The sequence below is a fragment of the Microcoleus pseudofavosus SVA1_A4 genome (assembly GCF_036700565.1).
Classification (GTDB): Bacteria; Cyanobacteriota; Cyanobacteriia; order Cyanobacteriales; family Microcoleaceae; genus Microcoleus.
In genome coordinates this window covers 1-23148 of sequence record NZ_JAUBPE010000095.1, presented here as the reverse complement: position 1 = coordinate 23148, position 23148 = coordinate 1, and the positions used below count along the sequence as shown (strand labels likewise).

The window sequence follows — 23148 nt, the reverse complement described above, 5'->3', positions numbered from 1 at the left end:
GCACATCGACTGTTTAAGTCAGTAGAAGAATTGTCAGAATTACTACATAGATTATTAAATGAAGGAGAAATGGTTATCAAATGGGATCGAAAAATAAAAAATAAAGGCAATGCTATTTTATCCGGTTTAGCTGCGTAGCAGCTTATTACGCGATCGCCTGACGAAATCTTTACCAAAACTTTAATAAATACTGCCGGAATCTGTGATATCAAATCCAGTAGCATCGGAATTATGTAGTGCGAGCGTCCCCGCTCGCGATCCGCGCAGCGAGCGGGGACGCTCGCACTAAAATCATCCAAATATATGATTCCGGTGCCAGCGGAAACGATATGATTTACTAAAAATCAAAAATAGTCGATCGACCAAACTTGATACTTTAACACTCATTACCCAGGCAGCATTTTATGAATTCCATTGCTAAAAAGGGCATCCGCTGGACTTACTCAGCGACTGTTTTCTGTGCAATTATCGCACTACAGCAACAAAAAGCTACAGCAGCAACGCTATCTAACGGCTGGAATTATGCGATCGATTCCTTCAGCGACGGCGTGACAGGGCCCCAAATTGGCGGCGGCGAATTTGAATTTTACGGCATCGCCATCAAAGAAACATCAGATACAGCTTTCATCGCCATCAACTCCAACCTAAGTTTAGCAGGATATGCAGACAGCGCCGCTCAAAGAGGCAACATCAACTACGGCGATTTATTCTTCAATTTTTCCGGTCAAAACTTCAATACAGCTAGCACAAATCGTAGCTTATTTGCCGTTCGCTTTGCAGGAGGAAATGACTCAGGCGTGGCGACAACAGGCGTTTACAGCAATGTTACCGCTAAAAACGTTACCAAAACTAACGACGGCTTTACCAATTTAAATCAATTCAACACCGTAGTTGCATCGCAAGGCGGAACCCCGTCAATGGGCGATTTAGCTGCCACGGATTCCTATTTTGAACAAACAGGAAACTGGACAATTCTCAACTCAATTGCTGCGGGCACAAAAGTAGGAGAAATCAATTTTTTAACGCCAGGAAATTTGAGCGCCCTCGGTCTTAATTTCGCTCAGTTTAATGCAGTAGGTTCTCAAACAATCGGATTCAGTTTCAACAAATCATCTATGCCTTCTGGGAACTATATTGCTAACTTTTTTGCCGAGTGCGCTAACGATGCGATCGCCATTAAAGGCTCTTTTGAAAAAGGCTCTGCTGAACCAGTACCAGAACCTTCTACTTGGTTTGGTACTTTAGTAGGATTGAGCTTTTTAGGTATTGGTGCGGCGAAACGCAAAATTAAGAGCAAGATTGCCTAAGTTATGTTATGTATGGTGCTCTTTGGCGCACCTTATAAATCGCTGTAATGCACACCTTCCGAATATCTGTAGGGTGTGCAATGCGCGCGCACCTTACGAGTAACTGTAATACGCGCTTTCCGAATAGTTGGAGGGTACTCTTCGGCGCACCTTACGAATCGGTATAATGCCCGCATTACGAATAGCTGTAGTGTCTCCAACCACTTGCAAAGCGTAGAGTTTATCGAGAGATAAAATGCGCCCAAACATTCCCATCTGGCCCAGCAACTTGATTGACGTAACCGTAGGGATACATCAACTTTCTCCCCTCAGTATCGCTGTAACCAGTGAGTGCGTCTCCCCAAGGATCTTGCACGATATAACCCTGAGAATTGTAGCCAATTAAAGTTATAATGTGACCTGCCGCAGTAAAATCTCCCGCTAAAACTACCGGCCGCCGATTCAGCAATTCCGATCGCACATCAGCCCATTTCCGACTCGCACTAAAACTCGTCTTGAACCCGTAAGCCTGAATCAGCGCCGAAAGCACGTTGTGATCGGTTTGAGAACCTTGACCCGCATAATTGAAACACCACTGCAACAACTCATCCTCCAACTGTCCGCCCCACTTAGAACGAACGCCGTAATAATAAAGCACCATCGCGATCGCAGTTACGTTGCAAGTAGACCAGTCAAAACGCGGATTGTCCCGCTGCGAAAAATACGGCACGTTCAATTCCACATTGTTAGGAACCGGATCGAAAATTTTATCTCCCCGCTTGAACTGAACAAAATTAGGCAAAACATAACCTGTATTGCCAAAATTAGGCAGTTCTTCAGTCAGGGAAATTTTCAGGTGATTGTCTTCCAAACCGTAGCTTTCCACGCCGTAAACTCTACCTAAAGGCAGCGTAGTTTTCTCGGTTGCGGTCAGCTTTGCAGCATCAACAGGTCGTTTTTTTAACACAGTTGGTTGCAGCATTGTCATCGTCAAAGCATCGGGGTCAAAGGGAATTTCTTTGCCGTTTTTCTTGATTTGAACGTGCTGCCAATAAATAAATCCCACATTGCCGAAACCGGGAATAGATTCGGCGATAGTTACTCGGAAATGACCCAAAATGCACGCATAACCAGTGATGGCGTAGGTGCTGCCTAAAATTAGGTCAGCAACTTGATTTGCAGGCAGTTTAGATGAATCTACTGGTTGACTTTTAATCTGAGTTGTTTGAGTTACCAAAAGTTGAGCGCTGACGTTGCTATTCGGTACGTCGGCCAGGTCAAATTTCAGGATTTTCGTACCTTTGGCCAACTGAACGTCTGGTTCGTAAAAATAGCCAAAAGTGCCGATCGGCGTAATTGCTGAATCCAGAACCACCTTAAGATGCCCGTCAATAAATCCGTACTTGCTAACCGTCAAAGTCTGGCCTGCTTTGACAATAACTTTTTGCTGATTGTCGAGCCGGGAAGAGTCAACCGGAGCTACCTTAAACAAAGTGTCAGAAACTATCTTTAAGCTGAGAGATTTTCCAGCCGTCAGCGGATCGGAACTTACGGTAATATAAATTATTTGGCTTCCCGTAACGTTGCCTTTGCTGTCAGTCGCCCGCAACCTTAGCCAGCGAGCTCCCGCTACGCTAAATCCTTTAGGCAAATTCACTTGCCAAGTGCCAGCCTTTTGATTGAGAGTTACGGTTAGCGGAAATTTATCCTCAGCTATCACGTCAACTTTTGCTGCTTCTTGCTTGTCAAAAGTACCTGAAAGTGCGATCGCCTGATTTACCAAAACTTCTGTCGGGCCTTGATAAGTTAAATTCGGGGCCGGGTTGAAAGATTTACCTGCGCGACTGAATTGCACGAAATCGGGAAATACAAAACCCGTATTCCCAAACTGCGGCAAATTTTCAGTCAGCGAGACTTTGACATGACCTTGTTCGATCGAGAATCCAGAAACTCCGTAAATCATTCCCGGCGGCAAAGTAATTTTTTCTTGCGGTTGCAGGTTTGCCGCAGCCACCGCCCGCTTTTTCATTACAGTAGTTTTGACAACAGTCATGGTAACTGCATTTCTATCAAATGAAATTCCCCTGCCGTCTTGCAAGATTTGGACGTGCTGCGAGTACAGAAATCCCGAAGTTCCTAAGTTGGGAACTGCCCGAGCGAAAGTGACTCGAAAATGGTTTTCCACGCAAGCGTAGCCGAGAATATTGAAAGTTTCTCCCTGGTTAAATTGTACTTTCTGATTTTGTCCTAAAGTAGCAGAATCTGCGGGGTTGAGCTTTAACCAGGTCTTTTTGTTCACCCACAGCAACTGCATTCCAGGCGGCGGGGCGGGCAACTCGGCGCGATCGAATATGAGAATCTTTGCACCTTTCGTTATGACTACGTGTTTTTCGTATAAAAAGCCGGACTTTCCCACCGGAGAAATTGCATTATTTAGTTGAATGTTCAGGTGTCCGTCTTCTAACTCGTAGTCGCTAATTTGATAAGTTTTACCTGCGGGTATTTCCGCTTTTTGCTGCTCGTTGAGATTGCTCGCGGGCAGTGTTCCGGCTTTGAATAGGGTATCTCTGAGAGTAATTAACGTGAAAAATTGAGCTGGTGAGTTAGAAGCAGGATTAACTTTGATGTTAATTGTTTGTTCGCCGATAACTTTGCCCGTCTTATCAGTGGCCCTCACCTGCACTGTGCGAGTTCCTGGGCTATCGAATCCTTTGTCTAAACTGATGTTCCAAATGCCTGTAGATGGATTTATCCCGGCATTCAGGGCATTTGAGCCTTGTGCCGCTGAAATCGCCGCCACTCGATTTTTGTCAAAACTGCCAACTAAAACAGCGGCTCGATTGGCCTCAATTTCTTGTGGGCCTAAGTAACTCAGAATATTGTTGGTGCTTGTCATTATCTATCTCCTAGAGCGATGTTTATCGTCTGTATACCTCGCTTGTAGCCGAGTCTCGATCCCCCTAAATCCCCCTTAAAAAGGGGGACTTTGAATACTCTAGTCCCCCCCTTTTTTAGGGGGATCTCCGGGTTGAAAAACACGCGCTAAACTATGGTGACAAGAATATCTTGAGCGTGAGTGTCAACTTTCATAGTTTCCCCTTCATAAACTTGAATGATTTTGCCTGTACCGTCGATGACGAAAGTAACGCGCTTGGCATAATCACCTTTCTCGACATCGTATGCTTTGGTAATCGCGCCATCAACATCTGCTAATAGCTGGAAAGGCAAACCGTATTTTTCTGTGAACTTTTGGTGCGATTCTTCGTTGTCGCGGCTGACACCGAGAACTACAATATCTTTGCCTTTGTATTCTTCGTGGGCTGCTTTGAAGCTTTGGGCTTGTCTGGTGCAGCCGGGGGTGTCATCTTTGGGGTAGAAATACAAGATTACGGTTTTACCGGCAAATTCGGAGAGGGATACTGTTTTGCCGTTCGTGTCTTTGGCGGTAAACTGAGGGGCAGCGCACCCAACTGGTAATGTCATAGTTTTGTTTCCCTTGTTTGGTTTTTCTTGCAGTTCCTCAACTTATTTTAGTTGGTTCTGTCGCTTTGCAAGAGACCTTTGTTAAAAATCGCGTGAAGCGAAGCTATCCCGCAGGGAATCGCCCCCAACTCCATGACGTTGAGCTTTACTGCATTTAACTTGCACCTAAGACGGGGACTAAGAGTGCCTGTTACACGCATAGTTTCAATTAGACATCTGCTTTTTAGCAGATGTCTAATTGAATGTTCGCAGGTTCTACACACCAACCGGTTGAGCAGCAGCGGGCATCATAGACGGATCGATCGCAATTCCTAAACCTTCTGCGACTTGGCGGCCGTAATTCGGATCGGCGCGGAAAAAATGGCACAGTTGGCGCATCTGAATCTCCGGTTTTGCTGCACTCAAACTGTCCGCAATGTTAGCGACAAGCCGCTGCTGTGCGTCGGGTTTCATCAAGCGATAGAGGTCTCCTGCTTGGGTGTAATCGTCATTTCCCTTACGGTGATCGTAGCGATCGACTTTGACATTTCCTAAGTCCCAAGCGGGGTCAGCATAGGCACAGTTTTGCTTCGGCGCGTCCTCGTGGCTGTTGGGTTCGTAGTTCGGCCCGCTACCACCGTTGTTACCCAGTGCCATTGCGCCATCCCGTTGGTAGTGCATCACCGGGCACTTTGGTTGATTGACGGGTAATTGCTGATAGTTTGCTCCGAGACGGTAGCGTTGAGCATCTGCATAGGACATGATGCGAGATTGCAGCACCTTGTCTGGGGAGAAGCTAATACCTGGAACGACATTAGAAGGAGAAAATGCCGCCTGTTCCACCTCAGCAAAAAAGTTTTGTGGATTGCGATTGAGTTCAAGAATTCCCACGTCAATTAAGGGAAACTCTGAGTGTTTCCACACTTTCGTCAAGTCAAAGGGGTTTTCGCGATACTCTGCGGCTTGGGCCTCGGTCATTACTTGAATGCAAAACCGCCACTTGGGATAATTACCTTGGTCGATCGCCTCAAACAAGTCGCGAGTCGCATGATCGGGGTCTTCGCCTTTGATCTGCGTCGCTTCTTCGGCGGTGAAATTATCAATACCTTGCATGGTTTTGAAGTGGAATTTGCACCAAACCCGTTCTCCTCGATCGTTGATGAGGCTGAACGTATGGCTGCCAAAACCGTCCATGTGGCGGTGGTTTTTCGGCGTACCGCGATCGGAAAACAGAATTGTCACCTGATGCAAAGCTTCTGGACTCAGCGACCAGAAATCCCACTTGGCGTCAGGATCTTTGAGATGCGTTTGGGGATGGCGCTTTTGCGTGTGGATAAAATCAGGGAATTTGAGCGGATCGCGGATGAAGAAAACAGGCGTGTTGTTGCCTACTAAATCCCAGTTGCCTTCTTCGGTGTAGAACTTCATCGAAAAACCCCTGGGGTCACGTTCGGCATCCGCTGAACCTTGTTCGCCACCTACGGTAGAGAAACGCAGAAGAACCTGAGTTTGTTTGCCAACTTCTGAGAATAGCTGAGCTTTGGTGTAGCGAGTAATGTCATGGGTGACGGTAAACGTGCCAAATGCAGCGGCTCCTTTTGCATGGACAACGCGCTCAGGAATGCGTTCCCGGTTGAAGTGAGCCAGTTTTTCCATCAGGTGAAAATCCTGCATGAGGATAGGCCCGCGTTCACCCGCAGTCAAGGAGTTCTGGTTATCTGCAACTGGAATCCCGTCAGCGGTTGTCAATGTTTTGTCTTCTGTCATAGTGAGTAAATTGATTGCTCCATCCTAACTATTCTATACCTTTCTGGGGGCCGGGTGTTTCTGCGGAGGTAATTCTCAAATGGGCGATCGCGTGTTATATTATTTGTGTTTAATCCTATTCTTATAAAAATTTTGTAATAAAGGTAACAAATTTATGAAGCTAGATATTTTTGACTATGTGTATAATAAAGGTTTGCCTAGTGAATGGCGAGTCGAAGAATGTCGATTAAGCCAAACAAATTTAATTGTGGGTAAAAATGCTAGTGGTAAATCAAGAATTTTGAGGGCAATACATACTCTATCCGAGTTACTCTCAGAAAGTGGCTCTCTTGCTCCCAGACCCAAAAGCTATGAATGGCGTTTGTTGTTTGATATTGATCGACCTGAAGAAAAAACAGAATATATATTGAAAATAGAGAAAGGTCTGGTAATTCAAGAAAAATTAATTATATACAGTGAAAGTGATGAGCCACTTTTAGATAGGGATGAATCAGGTGAAGGAAAAATATTCGCCCAGAAAATTAAGCAAAAAATTGATTTTCAAACTGACAAAACAGAACTCGCAGTTGTTAAGCGTAGAGATTCTATTCAGCATCCATTTTTAGAGAATTTATATCAATGGTCTAGTTCCCTAAGATTTTATGAGTTTGGAGCACAGCTAGGTAAAAATACGATGGCTCGTATTCCTTCCACAATGGAATTACTGAAAAATAAAACCGATTTCAAAGATTCTGATTTTGTGGTCGGTATATTTGTGATTGGAAAACAGGAAAGAGGCGATGAGTTTATAAAAGCCATTCTCTCTGACATGAGAGAAATTGGTTATAGATTATCAGATATTGGCACAAAAGTGCCATCTTTAATCAATCCCGATATTTCTGCTGTTGATAGCCCAGATAACTTACCACAATTTTTATACATTCAGGAAGAAGATTTAACTTCGGTTACAGAACAATCAGAAATGTCACAAGGAATGTTTCGAGCTTTATCATTGTTTATTCAAATTAACTACTCTTTACTAGCGAGTAAACCTAGTTGTATTGTGATTGATGATATTGGAGAAGGGTTAGATTATCAACGCTCTTCCTCTATAATTAAAATTCTAATAGATAAAGCTCAAACAGGATTAATTCAACTTATTATGACTACCAATGATGAGTTTATTATGAATGGTGTTCCGATAGAATATTGGTCATTGATTGAACGAACTCCTGGGAGTGCAAAATTACATAATATTTATAATTCACGCGAGAAGATTGAGGACTTTAAGTTTATTGGACTTAATAACTTTGATTTGTTCACCAGTGAGTTTCTGTTACAAAAAGAAGGTGATGAAGAGGCAGCATAAATTATGACACCAAAGAAAATTGCTTGTTTTGTTGAAGGACAAACAGAACAGATTTTTGTTGAAAAGTTATTTAAGGAAATTGCGGGATACAAAAAAATATCTATTGAAACTTTTAAATTTCAAGGCGGTAAAGGTAATCGTAGAATTCAACCACTTACACCGAGTATAGTAAAAGATGCTCCTTTCTTTGTTCTTTTATATAATTGCGATGGTGATTCTCAGGTAGTTTCTGATATCAAATACCAGCATAAAAGTCTAACGAATAGTGGCTATAAAAAAATTATAGGACTTAGGGATTTATACCCAACTCCTTTAGAAAAAAAGCAAGAAGTAGAAAAAGGAATTAGAGGCAATTTGAAGGTTTGGCAGCACAATGGTATTCCAATTTCTATGAATTTAGCTGTAATGGAAGTTGAAGCATGGTTTTTAGCAGAATGGAATTATTTTGCTAAAATATATAATCGTTTAACCTGTGATTTTATCCTACAAAAATGTGGTTTAGACCTAAGAATTATCGATACTGAACAAAGGACACATCCTAGTCAAGATTTAGATAAAATTTATCGATTAGTAAGTAGAAATTATGATAAAAGTGAAATAACTTCGCAAGAGATTATAAATAATCTTGATTATGAACTTTTGTATTTGCACTTGGTTAACAGTGTTAAGCAACTCAAAAAGTTTATTGATGAGATAGATAGTTTCTTGGTTTAGTAAATCAACCGCCAAACTTACCATATAATCTGTAACAATTAAAAATATAGTACCTGTTCAGATGTTCTCTCAATGACTTTTATCCCATCCGAAGCGTTTAAATCTATTAGTTATCCCGGCCGCACCGTCAAAAGAGCCGATCGCGCCGTCCGCTGTTCCCCTTTTCAATTACACTTCTTCCAGACCATCCGCGAAACCAGTGTTTTCCTAACTGCGATCGCCTCAAATTCCGGTGTCGAAAGCAGCTACACCCGATCGCCCGTATCCGAACTCGCAGCCGAAAACTCCCTGCTGTGGCTGATTCAAGTCGGCGTGTTGCGGCGGGAAGTAGACGGACAAGGGATTACCGACAGTTTTCGCCTCACGCCCCTGGGCCGCCAACTCGTGGAAAAATGGGAACAGCAAGGACAGGGAGTGCCGGCCGCGTCATTGTGCGATCGTATGGGGAATGCCGTCAGCCGAGGGTTCGGACTATTTCTATAATTGGAATGGCGGCTAAGGTTTTGGAACACTAGGACTTACCTATAAATACCAAAGAAACCGGGTTTTTCATCAGTATTGAAGGCTGGAATCGAGTATTTTCGTAAAAAACCCGGTTTCTGCATCCACGGTTGCACTCTTGGAGATGATAGAGGAGACGGCAGTGCCGTGTCCCTACCCAAAATAATATTGTAGGGACACGGCATTGCCGTCTCCTCATTTCGGCTAATACAAATTAAACTTAAATCAAATTAAAACAATGATTCAAACCCCGACTAAACCTTTGACTCTCGACGAATTTCTCCAACTCGTGGAAACCAAACCCGCCAGCGAATTCATCGACGGTCAAATTATCCAGAAACCTATGCCCCAAGGAAAACACAGCACAATTCAAAGCGATTTGGGTGGTGACATCAACCGGGTACTCAAACCCCAACGCATCGCCCGCGCCTATTCAGAATTACGCTGCACCTTCGGCGGTCGATCGACTGTACCCGATCTTGCAGTCTTTACCTGGGAACGGATTCCCCGCGATGAAAACGGCGAAGTAGCCAACACTTTCGCCATCGCCCCCGACTGGACAATCGAAATCCTCTCCCCAGACCAAAGCCAAACCAAAGTTGTCCGCAACATCCTCCACTGTCTCGCCAACGGAACTCAGATGGGCTGGTTGATTGACCCGGAAGAAGAACTGGTATTTGTCTATTTTGCCGATCGCACCATAGCAGTTTTTGAAGAACCGGGCGATCGCATCCCCGTTCCAACCTTCGCCGAATCCTTTAATCTCACGGTCGGTGAAATGTTCAGTTGGCTGACTGAGTAGCCACCTCGATTTGTTTATGAATGATATCAAATCCAGTAGCATCGGAATTATTATTAGCCGAAATTAGGACACGGCAGTGCCGTGTCCCTACAATATTATTTTGGGTAGGGACACGGCAGTGCCGTGTCCAATATCATTCCGCAACCGGAATTGATATGATTTAACCGCAGAGGCCGCAGAGGGCGCAGAGTCAGAGAAGAGAGAGTACCTTACAGATTTGATTCGATCGAATGTGCAGTCGATCGCCTATACTAGAATATCTGGCTGTCAGCTCTTCAAGGACGAGAGAGCACTAAAGTTGTCACTACAAAGTTAATTATGATTATTTAACCGGACTTGATATCATCTCTCAAATAACCGCGAACTACTAACAACTAACTACATAAAAAGTTTGTCAAAAATGGAAGCTAAATCTTACAAAGACACGGTAAACCTGCCCAAAACCAAGTTTGATATGCGCGCCAACGCCACCAAGCGCGAACCAGAATTGCAACAATTTTGGGCAGATCGAGAAATCTACGATCGCCTCTCGGAAAATAACCCAGGCGATTTATTCATCCTCCACGACGGCCCGCCCTACGCCAACGGACAACTCCACATCGGCCACGCCCTCAACAAAATCCTCAAAGACTTTATCAACCGCTACCAAATCCTGCGCGGCAAAAAAGTCCGCTACGTTCCCGGTTGGGACTGTCACGGATTGCCGATCGAACTTAAAGTATTGCAGAACATGAAATCGGAGGAGCGGCTAAATCTTACCCCGATCGAACTCCGCCGCAAAGCCTCCGCCTTCGCCCAGCAAACAATGGAACAGCAGCGCGAATCCTTCCAGCGCTACGGCGTTTGGGGCGACTGGAAACACCCGTATTTAACCATGAAACCCGAATACGAAGCGGCTCAAATCGGCGTTTTCGGTCAAATGGTTCTCAAAGGCTACATCTACCGCGGCTTCAAACCGGTTCACTGGAGTCCGAGCTCGAAAACAGCCCTCGCCGAAGCCGAATTGGAATATCCCGAAGGCCACACGTCGCGCAGCATCTACGTCGGCTTTCATGTGAAAAAATTGTCAAAATCTTTGCAACAGAAGCTCAATCGCTATATGCCGAGCCTCTGGGCGGCGATTTGGACGACTACCCCCTGGACGATTCCGGCAAACTTGGCGATCGCCGTCAATCCCGAACTGACTTATGCGGTGGTGGAACCGCCGGCAAATTCCCAAATCGCGCAACAATTTATGTTAGTAGCTGTCGATGCGGTCGATCGGCTGTCGGCAACTTTTAACACTGAATTAAAAATACTTGCCACCTTCTCAGGTAAAGAATTAGAAGGCTGCATCTACAAACACCCGCTGTTCGATCGCGAAAGTCCGATCGTTGCCGGTGGCGACTACATTACCGCTGATTCAGGGACAGGATTGGTACACACCGCACCGGGGCACGGACAAGAAGACTTTATCGTCGGAAAGCGCTGCGGTTTGCCAGTTTTAACACCCGTAGACGAGAACGGAAATTTCACCGCAGAAGCAGGACAGTTCGCAGGTTTAAATGTCCTCGGAAACGGCAATGCCGCAGTGATTGATGCCCTTGCCGAAGCAAATTGTTTGATTAAAGAGGAAAGTTACGCTCACTCTTATCCTTACGATTGGCGCACGAAAAAGCCGACTATTTTTCGGGCGACAGAACAGTGGTTTGCCTCCGTTGAAGGGTTTAGAGATGAAGCATTAAAAGCGATCGCCGGTGTGAATTGGATTCCCGCCCAAGGGGAAAATCGAATCACGGCAATGGTTAGCGATCGATCGGATTGGTGTATTTCTCGCCAGCGGACTTGGGGCGTTCCCATTCCCGTATTCTACGACGAAGAAACCAATGAACCGCTGTTAAATGAAGAAACGATCGCCCGCGTGCAAGCCATCTTTGCCGAGAAGGGTTCCGATGCTTGGTGGGAATTGTCGATCGCCGAATTGCTGCCGGAATCATACCGCAATAACGGCCGCACTTACCGCAAGGGTACAGACACGATGGATGTATGGTTTGACTCCGGTTCTTCTTGGGCAGCAGTTGCCAAAGGTCGATCGGAATTAAACTATCCTGCGGATATGTATTTGGAAGGTTCAGACCAACATCGGGGATGGTTTCAATCCAGCTTGCTGACCAGTGTAGCAAGTAACGGCGTTGCTCCTTACAAAACAGTTTTGACTCACGGTTTTGTGCTGGATGAAAAAGGCCGCAAGATGAGCAAATTTGAAGGCAATGTCGTCGATCCGGCGACAGTAATTAAGGAATATGGAGCCGATGTTTTGCGGTTGTGGGTGTCTTCGGTAGACTATTCGGCAGATGTGCCTTTGGGCAAAAATATTCTCAAACAGCAATCGGATGTTTACCGCAAAATTCGCAATACAGCTAAGTTTTTGCTGGGCAATTTGCACGATTTCGATCCGGCAAAAAATGCCGTTGCTTACGAGGAATTGCCGGAACTCGACCGCTATATGCTGCACAGAATGGGCGAAGTATTTGCGGAAGTCCAAGATGCTTTTGAAAGCTTCCAATTTTCCCGATTTTTCCAAACTATGCAGAATTTCTGCACGGTGGATTTATCGAATTTTTACTTGGATATTGCCAAAGACAGACTTTACATCAGCGCCACAGATGCCCGTCGCCGCCGCAGTTGTCAGACGGTGATTGCAATTGCTGTGGAGAATTTAGCACGGGCGATCGCACCTGTTTTGTGTCACATGGCTGAGGATATTTGGCAGTACCTTCCCTATCCGACTCCGTACAAGTCAGTATTTGAAGCCGGCTGGGTGCAAATTGATGCTTCATGGCACAATCCAGAATTGGCTACTCGCTGGCAGTATTTGCGGCAAGTTCGCGGTGAAGTTAACAAGGTTTTGGAAAAAGCCCGGATTGAAAAGGCGATCGGTTCTTCTTTGGAAGCTAAGGTTTTGGTGTACGTTCCCGATGTTGAGAAAAGGCAGCAATTGCAAGCTTTGAATCCCAGCAGCGAAGAATTGGTGGATTATGTGCGATCGCAAAATTCAGTCATCGAGTTAGCCGCAGATGAGAAAGCAAAAGCAGCACAAGATAGACAGGAAGAACAAGCGGCAAAAGTTGCCAAAGTCTTGACAGAAAACACAGTTTATGTTGAGGCGGAAACGATCGCAGAAAAGGGCGATCGATCTTCTGAGATAATACAGTATTCTGCCCCTGAACCGTCGGCTTTAGATTTGCAGCAAATCTTAGATCGAAGCGCCCAGTTTGTGGCGGATCTGCCTGAATACGCGGGCAACTTTTTTACAGAATACCAAAAAGTTTTGGTAACACTTGGGCTGTTAGCCTCTGTGTTGATAACCGGCAGAGTAACGCTGGCGATTTTGGATACGATGAATCAGATTCCGCTGTTGGGAGGCCTATTGGAAGTCATCGGCATCTTATTTACAATCTGGTTTGCTTTCCGTCACTTGTTGTTTGCCGCCAACCGTCAAGAAATTGCAGAACAAATTGATTCGCTGACAGCAGATGTGGTGGGCCGGAGTACAGCGCTTGTACTTGCAGAAACAAAGGCGATCGTACTCGCACCGGCATTAGATACAGCGCTTGTGCTTGTAGAAACACAGCCGATCGCACAAACAGCCCCAGCCGAAAAAGTGTTTGTAGAAACACCCCAAATCCCGACAGCAGAATTAGTTGCGATCGAACCCAAACCAGAAATTCCTGCTGAAATAGCTGTAACGCCCGATTCTACAATGACCGGCAGCGGTGTAGACGAACTGCGGTATTTGTTCATTACTTCGGAAGTGGAACTGGTAGAATCGAATGCAATTCTGCAAGAATTGCCGTACAGTTATCAGTCTCCCGATTTGGCGATTGGTGTAGTCAAAGCAGACGGGGAAAAGTGCGATCGCTGCTGGAATTACTCTACTCACGTCGGAGAGTCGATCGAACACCCGCTAATTTGCGAACGCTGCGTTTCAGCAGTAGACGGCAAATTCTAACGTAGGGTGCGCTTCGGGAAAAATTATTGAGTTTGTGGTAGCCACATTCAGCCCGAAGCGCACCTTACAATAACTTCATTTACTTATTTCTGATTAAAAAAACGGCAGACGAATTCACCAGGGTTGTTTTGTCCAAACGCCAAAACAGTTCCATTTTTCTTAACTGTAGTGCGATCGCGGCAATTGTAGACTTCTAGAGGCTGTTTCACTCCGTCAACACTCAGAATTACCCTGTATTCCCAATAATTTTTTGCACTGCGTTTGATATCGACAATGCAAATCTCGCTTCCTTGATAATTGCGGCATACAGAGGCGTCAGCAGGAAGCGCGACCCAGAAAAAAGATATTAATAACAAAAAGTAGCAAACACATTTCATCATCTGCGATCGCCTTTTCCTTTACGCTACTCCGAACCCAGTATGCGGACGCTTGTAAGGTGGATGCAACCCCAACACAATATCATCCTCAGACACTCCCATCTCGACAAATTCCCGTGCAATATCCACTTCTGTCATATTGCGCTGAATCCAAATTTTGCTATCCTTAATATCCAAATGAATGAAACAGTTGTATATCCGCTTTAGTCCCTCCCAGCCAACATCTAGTAACTGATAGTGGTCATGTTCCCCATCAAAAACAAGCTGGCATTCAACGTCTGGATTAGGCTTTTCTATCGTTGCTTGTTGAGTTAGCAATTTGCGGATACACTGGCGGTAATGCTCTACTCTTTCCATTCCACAATTACCTCCTTTTGCGGATCGTAAACGACGAGTTTAAGTTGATACACATTGACCGCTTCTTGTATAAATGGCTCTTGAAAAAACGAGTCAAAAGTATCAAATGGTACTGCTAGATACAGTGTTCTGTCCGGTTCTTTGATTTGTAAGGCAAGCCGATAATTCAAAAATTGACCCAAGGCGAGATGAAAGTCAGTAATTGCAGAGTTGTTGAGAAAGCTTTTAATTTCAACAGCAATTTTTTGCCCTAATTTTTCCGCCACCAAAATCTTCTCTGCGGCTAAATCAATCTCAAACTTAACACCCTGAATTTTGACGATCAGCGGATCTGCGGTGATTTCCCACTCCTCCTTCTGAAGCGCTTTTTTGACAGCATCGTGAAATAAATCTCTAGCAGCCATTTATGTACAATACAGCTTTTATATCTCTTATCTATTCTACTGCATAACCCGTATACTTTCGCATAAACGGCGGCTGAAATCCCCAAACAATATCCTCTTTGGGAACTCCGGCTATTACTAAATCTTCAGCAATATCATCTTCAGTGGCATTCCATTGAAGCCAAATTTTCCCGCCCTTGATATCTATGTGAATGCTACAGTGATGCACCCTAGTCTGCTTGTCCCAGCCCACATAGAAGATTTGGTAATGATCTCGTTCTGTATCAAGAATTGTCTCGACTTCAATGTCTCCGTGAGCAGGTTTGCGCTTGCCGTACTCCAGTAACATTTGCTGCACAATTTGCCGATATTTGATTAATTTTTCCATTGCCAACTTACTAAGTCCTATCTTACCTTTTTTGATAATCAACTGACAGTATTGTGCAAGCGACTTAGCAATTGGGCGCGCCCTCAAGTCGCGACATCGTAAGATAGCTGAACGAGACCCGAACTGTATGTCTGACATCCAGTTAGCTGCAAAGCTGTAGTATTGGGATTAGCAAATAAAGGAATTCCTTCGCCCAAAATAATCGGGTGCACCGAGAGAATTAGCTCGTTGACAAAGTTTTGATTCAGGAAATCGCGAATCAGCAGAGAACCTCCCACCAACCAAATATTCTTGCCGTCAAGCAAGCGCAACTCATTGACAAAACTCTCTAAATCTGTTACCGCTTCGACATCAGAAGTTGCTTGAAAATCTAGATATTTCGTAAAAACATAACTCTTTTTTTCCTGGTACGGATACTCCCCCAAAGTTAGAACTTGCTCGTAAGTCTTTCGACCCATGAGAACCGTATCGATGCTATCTAAGAATTTAGTATAACCGTAGTTTTGGTCTGTAAACAGCCAGTCAATATCGCCATTCTGACGGGCGATATAACCGTCCAAACTAGAGGAAATGAACAGCACGACTTTCCGCATGGCAACACCTAGATAAATGCTCTACAGATAGTTTATACGATTAATTAATACTTCGGACAGTTTTGATATCGTAGTCTGAAACCCTTGATTTCCCGTTGACCTATAGTGTGCGTCGGCAAGGGTTACTCTCGAAGACGATCGCCCTGAAACACTTATTCTACAGTTGGCAGTCACAAAATGTCCGAAGTGTTGATATAGTTAAGATATTAGCTAATCTAAGTAATAAGACCGTGACTTGCGAACAGGGACGCTGAGAAACCGAGTTTTTCAACGCCTATTTATCGCGCTAGGCAAAAGTGTATTTTTGTAAAAAAATCCGGTGGCTGCGTCCAAGAGTCAAGATGTTATCGATCTCTATTCAGCAGAATTCGACAGATATTGCTGCTGTTGGGATAGGAAGTTATTTGTCTATGAATCAAATTAAACGTGTTGCCATAGTGGGAGGAACCCACGGAAACGAACTCACAGGAATTTACCTGGTGAAGAAATTCGATCGCGCGCCAGAGTTAATTGGGCGATCGAGTTTTGAAACAATCGCCCTGCTAGCCAATCCCAAAGCTTGCGAAATCGGGACACGTTACATCGATATCGACCTCAACCGCTGCTTTCGACAGCAAGATTTAGAAAATCCCCATCTCTCCAGCTATGAAGCGCAGCGGGCTAAAGAAATCTACCGCAGTTTTAGCTCAAAAAACACTCAGCAGCAAAATTTAATTATCGATCTGCACAGCACCACATCCAACATGGGGCTAACATTTATTCTCGCCAGCCATAATCCTTTTAACCTGCAATTAGCAGCTCATTTAACCTCTGTATATCCTCACCTCAAGCTACTCGCTTCGGCAACCAAGAGTCATGATAGTGATTTGCTGCGATCGCTTTCGGAATTAGGCGGTACGCTGGAAGTTGGTGCAGTGGCACAAGGCGTCTTGGATGCGTCTTTATTTCAGCAAACTGAGCAAGTTGTCGGCACAATCTTAGACGGCGTAGAAGCCTACAATCAAGGCACAATGCCTGCTGCCAAAAATCCGCTGACTATTTATCATACCATTGGGGCGATCGACTATCCCAGAAACGAGAACAGAGAAATTCAGGCAATGATTCATCCTCATCTGCAATCCAGAGATTATGAAGCCCTGAATCCCGGCGATCCGATGTTTTTGACCTTTGACGGCGAGTCGGTATTGTATGAAGGTAAATCAACCGTATATCCAATTTTTATTAACGAGGCAGCTTACTACGAAAAAGGAATTGCCATGTGTTTTACCCAAAAGCAAATAGTTGTTAGTTGTTAGTTGTCAGTTGTCAGTTGTCAACATTCAACAGTCAACAGCCATCAGCTAAAAACTATTCTTGAGGATTTTCAGGTGACAAAAACTCCTCTTCATAAGGCGCACTAGCCGCGCGAAACTGCTTCCACACTTCCAAACTAGAAATACAGGCAATCAGCCACACCAAACCCGCCGTATAACCGGCAATAATATCTGTCGGCCAGTGAACTCCTAGGTAAAGCCGGCTCAAACCAATAGCAGCAATTAATACAACTGTCAAGCTGTAAATCAACCAGCGCTGCTTGGGAAAGCGCGAACCCAAGAAATATCCTAGCAAACCGTAAATAACCATTGAAATCATCGCGTGTCCGCTAGGAAAACTGTAAAAGCGAACGTCAACAGCGCGCTCCCAAAGTTGAGGTCGAGCGCGGGCAAAAAGTTTTTTTAACAGTAAATTTAAACCGATCGCCCCCCCACCCGCGAGCGCAATAGTTGTAGCTTCCGAGCGGTGATTGCGCCCTAGCAAAACAATACCCAACGTCAGACAAATCACTAGCAGCAAGTTCGGCTCGCCCAAAAAGGTAAAGCCCAGCATTATTCGATCGCCCAGCGGAGTGTGCAATTTCCTCAGAGCTAGTAAAATAGAGGTATCGAAAGCGTAACTTTCTTTTTCCAACACCTCTTCGGCAATGGTGGCAAATCCCCACATCGCCAAAGCAGCAACAGCAAGCCCGGCCAGCCGAATTATCGAAATGATCGATCGAATTTTAGAGCGCATTGTTTAACCAATTAAAATTTTAAAATTTATAACTGAAAATAATACAACAAATATAGGAAACGAAAACGCCTTACCGATCGTCTACATTCCTGAGCAACTCTATTCTGAATGATTAATTGATTTTTCACTACCCACCTCAGCTTTTACATCCAACCGACGAATGACTATACTATCAAAAAAATACCTTTCTGCAATTTTGTCGATCGTGGGGTTGACAAGTCTGTCTAGCTGTGCTGCGAAAACCGGAGTCAATGCCCCGATCGCCGAAGCCAACACGATCGCCCAGCGTCTCGTATCTTCAGCCGTCGCCCAAAAGTCGAACAACCCGCAATTCGGCCAGCCGATCGGCTGTACCCTAGGCAAAGACTGTTTTGTACTGCTGTATTTCGATCGAGAACCCGGCCCCACTGCCGTCGATTTTGGCTGCGGGCGCCAAACCTACGACGGCCACGACGGTACAGACTTTGCGATTCCCGACGCCAAAGCAATGGCAAAAGGAGTTCCAGTTATTGCCTCCGCTGCCGGCAAAGTTTTGCGAGTGCGAGATGGTGTGGTCGATCGGCGTTTACAGAACGATACAGACAAAGCCAACATCGCAGGCACAGAATGCGGCAACGGCATGGTAATCGACCACGGCGCAGGCTGGGAAGCCCAATACTGCCACCTCCGCCAAGGCAGCGTTGCCGTCAAACCCGGGACGCAGGTAGAAAAAGGCACAGTTTTGGGCATGGTGGGAAACTCTGGGATGGCATCTTTCCCCCACGTACACGTAACTTTTCGCTATCAAGGCAAACCCGTAGATCCGTTTGTGGGCCCCGACGCGAAGGTAGGCTGCAACATCGCCCGCAATCCAATTTGGGACAAGCCTCTAGACTATATTTCCACAGGTTTAATTCGGGCTGGTTTTGCCAATAAGGCACCGGACGAGAATGCTGTTTGGGCCGGACAATTTTCCGAGACAAAACTACCTGTCAATAGTCCAGCTTTGTTGTTTTGGGTGCAAAGTTACGGAGTGCTCAAGGGCGATCGCGAACAATACAAATTATTGGCACCCAACGGCACAACCATCGCTGACCAGACCAATGAAATTAAAGCCCCCAGCCGCACTTGGTTGGGTTATGTCGGCAAAAGAAACAGTACAAACTCTCCTCTGACTCCCGGAGTTTGGCGGGCCGAATACCGGTTGACGCGGGGCGATCGAGTTTTGACAGAAGTCAAGCGAGAAGTAGAGTTGCGTTAGTTAGTTAACTGTTGACTGTTGACTGTTGACTGTTGACTGTTTTTTTGTTATGGATGTGTAAGTCCTGTTAACTGTTAAAATAACAACAATATTTGGAAATAGTCGCAGTTGCAGCTAACTACTTTTAAAAAAATGTCATACAGCCAATTCACAAACCTAGAAATGATTGAAACTAACTTTGGCATAACCATTGCTGACAAAGTTGGTATTTTTGCCGATTTACCCGACGCCGAGTATAGCGAGCTTCTCAGCCAAACTCTGCAAGAAAACATTTCTTTGGCTTTAGCAATTAATACCGAAAAAGCTCGCTCCGAATTAATTGTCACACCTATTTTAGTAGAACTCAGAAAGCAGTTTAAGTATCAAATTAGCTTTTTTTCAGGAAAAGAGTTTAATGTAGATTTAGAAAAAGGATTGACGGGTTTTTGTGACTTTCTGATTAGTCGTTCTCCCGAACAACTGTTAATTAAAGCTCCGGTTGTCGCTTTAGTAGAAGCTAAAAATGATAATATCCAAGCTGGATTGCCACAATGTATGGCAGAAATGATTGCCGCTCAAATTTTTAATGAAAGAAGAAACAATAATATTTCCGCAATATATGGGGTGGTCACAACCGGGACAAATTGGAAATTTTTACGGCTTAGCAATCAAATTATGGAAGTTGATTTAAATGATTATTATATTGATAATATCAGTAAAATTATTGGCATCTTAAAATATTTGATCGATGCAGCTAACCTGTGAAACAGGGAGCAAATTTCAGAAAACTTATCAATAGTTTTTTCACGATCGCAGATTCTACCGGACAGTGCAGCTTTCATTTTTCTTGCTGTCGCCTGCTCGATCGCTCCTCCTTCCCGTCGAACCCTCGCGTTGGAGAGGGTGGTTGTCATTTTGACAATTTTTTAGGGCCAATTTTCCCAAGCTTGAGCCACAATGTCGCTCAGCCATAGCCTCTGAGCAAAATCGAGCAGATTGTCGTCGGCGAGCACCTCAGCCTTTAACTCATCCAAAGATTGAGATCGCGATCGAGCTATCTGAACCACACCCGCGATCGCCGACGCCACCAATTCTTCATTCAGCGGCTGCTGTCGCAAAGCAATCATTTCTTGAGGATTCGTAGGAATGGGATAATTCATAGGAGTGCATACCGAAGAGAGTAGATATTCAGCCGCTGCGGGCCAACCGAGAGCAAGAGCGATCGAAAACTTAAAAATCTGAGAACATTGTAAACTTATTTAAAACTCAATAATTATTCGGGAGTATAGCCTACTTTGCTCCCTTGTCAACTCCCCCATCTTTATTAATTTATTCAGAATTGAGAGCCTAACCATGCAAGAAATTCTTTATCTAGAAGTCCCCACACCAGATACAGCAGCCGTCTGCACCTGGTTGCAGCACGAATTCGATCCCGGAATCGGAGAAAAAATTATTACTCCTGACGGCTTTCGCCTGCTTTCAAACGCAACAGCAGCCGAGGTTCTCTTGTCGGGAACTAAAAATGCCAATCCAAAACCCGCATTCGCTGACACCAATTCAGGAAACCGCAATTGCCGATCGACAGAACTTTCGGTCTTTGTCTGGTCAGTGCAGCGCACAACTTATTTAAAAGTCTTTCGTCTAGAAGACGCGCCCGCTGGAGAAAGAAAGTTCCTAGAAGCTCTGAATCTTGCGGTGAGAAACAAGTTTCCCGATCGCTACCCCGAACCCCCTGTCATCGACCTCTCCAAACAGTCCATTTTTGACGCTCTTGCCCCCTATTACCCCCTCACTGTCAAATACTTCCAAAAAATGCCTAAAGGCGAATACGACCTCGATCGCGTCTACTGGTGGGAGCAGCGCTGGCGCGAAGGCACTCGCAATCCTCAAACGCCAAAACAAGTAGTGTTTCTGAAGGAAGAAGTCCGATGGAAGTCCGAAGAGGGAACAGGGAAGAAGGAAGAAGGCACAATTTCGGTGTCTGATTCTGGCGATACTTTTTACGATTTAATTTATATTGGCGGGGCCTTGGGAGTGATTCACGCCGCAGTCATGGCGAGATTGGGCTACCGAGTGCTGCTGGTGGAACGAATGCCTTTCGGGCGGATGAATCGCGAGTGGAATATTTCGCGGGACGAAATTCAAAGCTTAATTGATTTGGGTTTATTTACAGCAGCGGAAATCGAAAGTTTGATTGCCCGAGAATACAAAGATGGCTACAATAAGTTTTTTGATGCTAACAATCCGCCCGTTACTCGATCGCCAGTTCTGCACACGCCGAAGGTGCTGAATGTAGCTTTAGACGGCGAGAAACTGCTATATTTGGCGGGAGTTAAGCTGACAGAAGCTGGTGGGGAAATCTGGGACGAAACTGAGTTTGTTAGAGTCGATATAGAAGTAGAAAAAGTAGTATTTCAGGGCTGCCACTTGCCGACAAAAGCCGATCGCACTGCATTAGGAAGGCTGCTCGTGGATGCGATGGGTTCGGCTTCTCCCATCGCTTGGCAGTTGAACGGAGGGCGGGCTTTTGACAGCGTTTGTCCGACTGTGGGAGCAGTCATCGACGGAGGATTTGAGCCTGGGGTTTGGGATTCCGAGTACGGGGACGTTCTCTACAGTCACGGCGACATTTCCCGCGGCCGCCAGCTCATTTGGGAGTTATTTCCCGGTGCCGGCACAGAACTTACAGTTTATCTATTTCACTACCACCAAGTACATCCCGAGAATCCCGGTTCTTTGCTGGAACTGTACGAGGATTTTTTCACAATTTTGCCGGAGTACCGCCGCTGCGATGTCGATAAATTGGTGTGGAAAAAACCGACTTTTGGTTATATTCCCGGGCATTTTAGCAGCAACAGCAGCGATCGGGCCGTGGCGATCGATCGCCTGATCTCGATCGGCGACGCAGCATCCCTGCAATCTCCTCTCGTTTTCACCGGCTTCGGCTCCCTCGTCCGCAATCTTTTTCGCTTAACAGACCTTTTGGATACAGCATTAAAGCACAATTTGTTGACTGCCAATCACTTAAACCAAATTCGCGCCTACCAGAGCAATGTTTCAGTAACTTGGCTGTTTTCTAAAGGCATGATGGTTCCCACTGGTCGTAGTTTGCCGCCCCAAAGAATTAATTCAATTCTCAATACCTTTTTCGGTATCTTGGCAAAACAAAAACTCGCCGTAGCCGAAACTTTTATTAAAGACCGAATTGACTGGCTAACTTTTAATCGACTGGCGATCGAAGCAGCCCGAAAAAACCCTTCTCTCCTGCTGTGGATTTTAGATTTTGTCACCTTGGGGGATATTTGGCGCTGGCTGGGAAGTTACTTCAGTTTTACTCTGCTGGCTTTGGCCAGTTGGTTGTTCGGATGGCTGCCCAGCTTCGCCCGCAGGGTACAGCCCTGGTTGGAACCCCGGTATCCAGGTGTTTGGCTGTGGCTGTTGACTACTAGCTATGCTCTCACCTACGGCATGGGAAAAGGGAGAAAATAGTTGTGAGTTTTGAGTTTGGCTCAATAATTCTAATTAAGTAGGACTTATATCAATTCCGGCTGCACCGCAATGATATAGAGGACACAGCACTGCCGTGTCCCTACAATCGATCGCGGTAGGGAAACGGCACTGCCGTGTCCTCCGTTTATATCATTCCGATGCTAACGTAATTGATATTACGCATTGATAAAAAAAAATTGCCTAGCTTAATTTGGAGACGAAACTCATATCTTTCCATGTCAGATGTCCGATCGAAGCTGGCTGAATTCACTATTGAAAAAGCGCTCTCTTTTCGGCTGAAATGGCGGCAGAATTCCCTTCATGAATATCGGGGTAAACTTGTATGTAGGGCTTGCTGAATAAGTTAGAAAAAATCGCGATCGCGTAGCTAACCGCAGACATCGCACTTGATGGGCAATTCA

At 45.2% G+C, this 23148-nt stretch carries 21 protein-coding genes and 1 pseudogene; 11 read left to right on the top strand and 11 right to left on the bottom strand.

The genetic code is table 11. The features are described from left to right. Nucleotides 1–138 (top strand): annotated as a pseudogene (locus QUA02_RS29230) (IS630 family transposase); the annotation flags it as partial. A 266-nt stretch (nucleotides 139–404) separates the two neighbouring features. Then, entirely contained in the window at nucleotides 405–1307 is a 903-nt protein-coding gene (locus tag QUA02_RS29225; RefSeq protein WP_333033040.1) for a PEP-CTERM sorting domain-containing protein, read from the top strand. 220 nt (nucleotides 1308–1527) lie between these two features. Here QUA02_RS29225 and QUA02_RS29220 read toward each other — a convergent pair whose 3' ends face one another. From QUA02_RS29220 to QUA02_RS29210, 3 genes are all read right to left on the bottom strand, one after another. Further along, nucleotides 1528–4182 (bottom strand): C39 family peptidase, encoded by a 2655-nt coding sequence (locus tag QUA02_RS29220; RefSeq protein ID WP_333033039.1) that lies wholly within the window; start codon nucleotides 4180–4182, stop codon nucleotides 1528–1530. 146 nt (nucleotides 4183–4328) lie between these two features. Further along, nucleotides 4329–4769, bottom strand: coding sequence for a peroxiredoxin (locus QUA02_RS29215; protein WP_193973507.1), 441 nt, complete (start codon nucleotides 4767–4769; stop codon nucleotides 4329–4331). Nucleotides 4770–5024: 255 nt separating this feature from the next. Then, nucleotides 5025–6515, bottom strand: coding sequence for a catalase (locus tag QUA02_RS29210; RefSeq protein ID WP_333033038.1), 1491 nt, complete (start codon nucleotides 6513–6515; stop codon nucleotides 5025–5027). Nucleotides 6516–6669: 154 nt separating this feature from the next. Between QUA02_RS29210 and QUA02_RS29205 the strand changes: the two genes are divergently transcribed. The 3 genes from QUA02_RS29205 (at nucleotide 6670) to QUA02_RS29195 (ending at nucleotide 9060) form a co-directional block, all read left to right on the top strand. After that, nucleotides 6670–7863, top strand: a complete 1194-nt coding sequence (locus tag QUA02_RS29205; protein WP_333033037.1) for an ATP-binding protein — start codon at nucleotides 6670–6672, stop codon at nucleotides 7861–7863. 3 nt (nucleotides 7864–7866) lie between these two features. Then, nucleotides 7867–8577 (top strand): DUF4276 family protein, encoded by a 711-nt coding sequence (locus QUA02_RS29200; protein WP_333033035.1) that lies wholly within the window; start codon nucleotides 7867–7869, stop codon nucleotides 8575–8577. Between the two features lie 72 nt (nucleotides 8578–8649). After that, entirely contained in the window at nucleotides 8650–9060 is a 411-nt protein-coding gene (locus tag QUA02_RS29195) for an Npun_F0494 family protein (protein ID WP_333033033.1), read from the top strand. A gap of 35 nt (nucleotides 9061–9095) precedes the next feature. On the opposite strand, the gene QUA02_RS29190 is transcribed toward QUA02_RS29195, so the two are convergent. Next, nucleotides 9096–9263, bottom strand: coding sequence for a hypothetical protein (locus tag QUA02_RS29190; RefSeq protein WP_333033032.1), 168 nt, complete (start codon nucleotides 9261–9263; stop codon nucleotides 9096–9098). A 53-nt stretch (nucleotides 9264–9316) separates the two neighbouring features. On the opposite strand from QUA02_RS29190, the gene QUA02_RS29185 reads away from it, so the two are divergent. Together QUA02_RS29185 and ileS are read left to right on the top strand one after the other, a co-directional pair. Continuing rightward, nucleotides 9317–9880, top strand: a complete 564-nt coding sequence (locus tag QUA02_RS29185) for a Uma2 family endonuclease (protein WP_333033031.1) — start codon at nucleotides 9317–9319, stop codon at nucleotides 9878–9880. 400 nt (nucleotides 9881–10280) lie between these two features. Further along, a complete protein-coding gene (ileS, locus tag QUA02_RS29180) occupies nucleotides 10281–13871 on the top strand; it encodes an isoleucine--tRNA ligase (protein ID WP_333033030.1) in 3591 nt (1196 codons plus the stop codon). Nucleotides 13872–13954: 83 nt separating this feature from the next. Here ileS and QUA02_RS29175 read toward each other — a convergent pair whose 3' ends face one another. From QUA02_RS29175 to QUA02_RS29155, 5 genes are all read right to left on the bottom strand, one after another. Continuing rightward, entirely contained in the window at nucleotides 13955–14251 is a 297-nt protein-coding gene (locus tag QUA02_RS29175; RefSeq protein ID WP_333033028.1) for a hypothetical protein, read from the bottom strand. A gap of 18 nt (nucleotides 14252–14269) precedes the next feature. Beyond that, on the bottom strand, nucleotides 14270–14605 hold the full coding sequence (locus tag QUA02_RS29170; RefSeq protein WP_333033027.1) for a XisI protein: 336 nt from the start codon (nucleotides 14603–14605) through the stop codon (nucleotides 14270–14272). Beyond that, complete coding sequence (locus QUA02_RS29165) at nucleotides 14593–15009, bottom strand: XisH family protein (protein ID WP_333033026.1); 417 nt, start codon at nucleotides 15007–15009, stop codon at nucleotides 14593–14595. The genes QUA02_RS29170 and QUA02_RS29165 overlap by 13 nt, the downstream gene beginning before the upstream one ends. 31 nt (nucleotides 15010–15040) lie before the next feature. Then, a complete protein-coding gene (locus tag QUA02_RS29160) occupies nucleotides 15041–15376 on the bottom strand; it encodes a XisI protein (RefSeq protein ID WP_333033025.1) in 336 nt (111 codons plus the stop codon). A gap of 83 nt (nucleotides 15377–15459) precedes the next feature. Beyond that, a complete protein-coding gene (locus tag QUA02_RS29155; protein WP_333033024.1) occupies nucleotides 15460–15969 on the bottom strand; it encodes a dihydrofolate reductase family protein in 510 nt (169 codons plus the stop codon). 410 nt (nucleotides 15970–16379) lie between these two features. Here QUA02_RS29155 and QUA02_RS29150 point away from each other — a divergent pair, with 410 nt between their 5' ends. Continuing rightward, nucleotides 16380–17264, top strand: coding sequence for an aspartoacylase (locus QUA02_RS29150; protein WP_333033042.1), 885 nt, complete (start codon nucleotides 16380–16382; stop codon nucleotides 17262–17264). A 52-nt stretch (nucleotides 17265–17316) separates the two neighbouring features. On the opposite strand, the gene QUA02_RS29145 is transcribed toward QUA02_RS29150, so the two are convergent. Further along, nucleotides 17317–18018: a phosphatase PAP2 family protein gene (locus QUA02_RS29145; protein ID WP_333033022.1), complete on the bottom strand. Its 702-nt coding sequence runs from the start codon at nucleotides 18016–18018 to the stop codon at nucleotides 17317–17319. A gap of 160 nt (nucleotides 18019–18178) precedes the next feature. Here QUA02_RS29145 and QUA02_RS29140 point away from each other — a divergent pair, with 160 nt between their 5' ends. Together QUA02_RS29140 and QUA02_RS29135 are read left to right on the top strand one after the other, a co-directional pair. After that, nucleotides 18179–19258 (top strand): M23 family metallopeptidase, encoded by a 1080-nt coding sequence (locus tag QUA02_RS29140; RefSeq protein WP_333033021.1) that lies wholly within the window; start codon nucleotides 18179–18181, stop codon nucleotides 19256–19258. 162 nt (nucleotides 19259–19420) lie between these two features. Beyond that, on the top strand, nucleotides 19421–20002 hold the full coding sequence (locus QUA02_RS29135; RefSeq protein ID WP_333033020.1) for a hypothetical protein: 582 nt from the start codon (nucleotides 19421–19423) through the stop codon (nucleotides 20000–20002). Between the two features lie 161 nt (nucleotides 20003–20163). Here QUA02_RS29135 and QUA02_RS29130 read toward each other — a convergent pair whose 3' ends face one another. Beyond that, nucleotides 20164–20397, bottom strand: a complete 234-nt coding sequence (locus QUA02_RS29130; RefSeq protein ID WP_333033019.1) for a hypothetical protein — start codon at nucleotides 20395–20397, stop codon at nucleotides 20164–20166. A gap of 193 nt (nucleotides 20398–20590) precedes the next feature. Here QUA02_RS29130 and QUA02_RS29125 point away from each other — a divergent pair, with 193 nt between their 5' ends. Further along, complete coding sequence (locus tag QUA02_RS29125; RefSeq protein WP_333033018.1) at nucleotides 20591–22726, top strand: FAD-dependent oxidoreductase; 2136 nt, start codon at nucleotides 20591–20593, stop codon at nucleotides 22724–22726. Nucleotides 22727–23148 lie beyond the last annotated feature (422 nt).

Coding starts and splice junctions, on each gene's coding strand:
- QUA02_RS29225 (WP_333033040.1), top strand. CDS start 405: ATGAATTCCATTGCTAAAAAGGGCATCCGCTGGACTTACTCAGCGACT.
- QUA02_RS29220 (WP_333033039.1), bottom strand. CDS start 4,182: ATGACAAGCACCAACAATATTCTGAGTTACTTAGGCCCACAAGAAATT.
- QUA02_RS29215 (WP_193973507.1), bottom strand. CDS start 4,769: ATGACATTACCAGTTGGGTGCGCTGCCCCTCAGTTTACCGCCAAAGAC.
- QUA02_RS29210 (WP_333033038.1), bottom strand. CDS start 6,515: ATGACAGAAGACAAAACATTGACAACCGCTGACGGGATTCCAGTTGCA.
- QUA02_RS29205 (WP_333033037.1), top strand. CDS start 6,670: ATGAAGCTAGATATTTTTGACTATGTGTATAATAAAGGTTTGCCTAGT.
- QUA02_RS29200 (WP_333033035.1), top strand. CDS start 7,867: ATGACACCAAAGAAAATTGCTTGTTTTGTTGAAGGACAAACAGAACAG.
- QUA02_RS29195 (WP_333033033.1), top strand. CDS start 8,650: ATGACTTTTATCCCATCCGAAGCGTTTAAATCTATTAGTTATCCCGGC.
- QUA02_RS29190 (WP_333033032.1), bottom strand. CDS start 9,263: ATGCCGTGTCCCTACAATATTATTTTGGGTAGGGACACGGCACTGCCG.
- QUA02_RS29185 (WP_333033031.1), top strand. CDS start 9,317: ATGATTCAAACCCCGACTAAACCTTTGACTCTCGACGAATTTCTCCAA.
- ileS (WP_333033030.1), top strand. CDS start 10,281: ATGGAAGCTAAATCTTACAAAGACACGGTAAACCTGCCCAAAACCAAG.
- QUA02_RS29175 (WP_333033028.1), bottom strand. CDS start 14,251: ATGATGAAATGTGTTTGCTACTTTTTGTTATTAATATCTTTTTTCTGG.
- QUA02_RS29170 (WP_333033027.1), bottom strand. CDS start 14,605: ATGGAAAGAGTAGAGCATTACCGCCAGTGTATCCGCAAATTGCTAACT.
- QUA02_RS29165 (WP_333033026.1), bottom strand. CDS start 15,009: ATGGCTGCTAGAGATTTATTTCACGATGCTGTCAAAAAAGCGCTTCAG.
- QUA02_RS29160 (WP_333033025.1), bottom strand. CDS start 15,376: ATGGAAAAATTAATCAAATATCGGCAAATTGTGCAGCAAATGTTACTG.
- QUA02_RS29155 (WP_333033024.1), bottom strand. CDS start 15,969: ATGCGGAAAGTCGTGCTGTTCATTTCCTCTAGTTTGGACGGTTATATC.
- QUA02_RS29150 (WP_333033042.1), top strand. CDS start 16,380: ATGAATCAAATTAAACGTGTTGCCATAGTGGGAGGAACCCACGGAAAC.
- QUA02_RS29145 (WP_333033022.1), bottom strand. CDS start 18,018: ATGCGCTCTAAAATTCGATCGATCATTTCGATAATTCGGCTGGCCGGG.
- QUA02_RS29140 (WP_333033021.1), top strand. CDS start 18,179: ATGACTATACTATCAAAAAAATACCTTTCTGCAATTTTGTCGATCGTG.
- QUA02_RS29135 (WP_333033020.1), top strand. CDS start 19,421: ATGATTGAAACTAACTTTGGCATAACCATTGCTGACAAAGTTGGTATT.
- QUA02_RS29130 (WP_333033019.1), bottom strand. CDS start 20,397: ATGAATTATCCCATTCCTACGAATCCTCAAGAAATGATTGCTTTGCGA.
- QUA02_RS29125 (WP_333033018.1), top strand. CDS start 20,591: ATGCAAGAAATTCTTTATCTAGAAGTCCCCACACCAGATACAGCAGCC.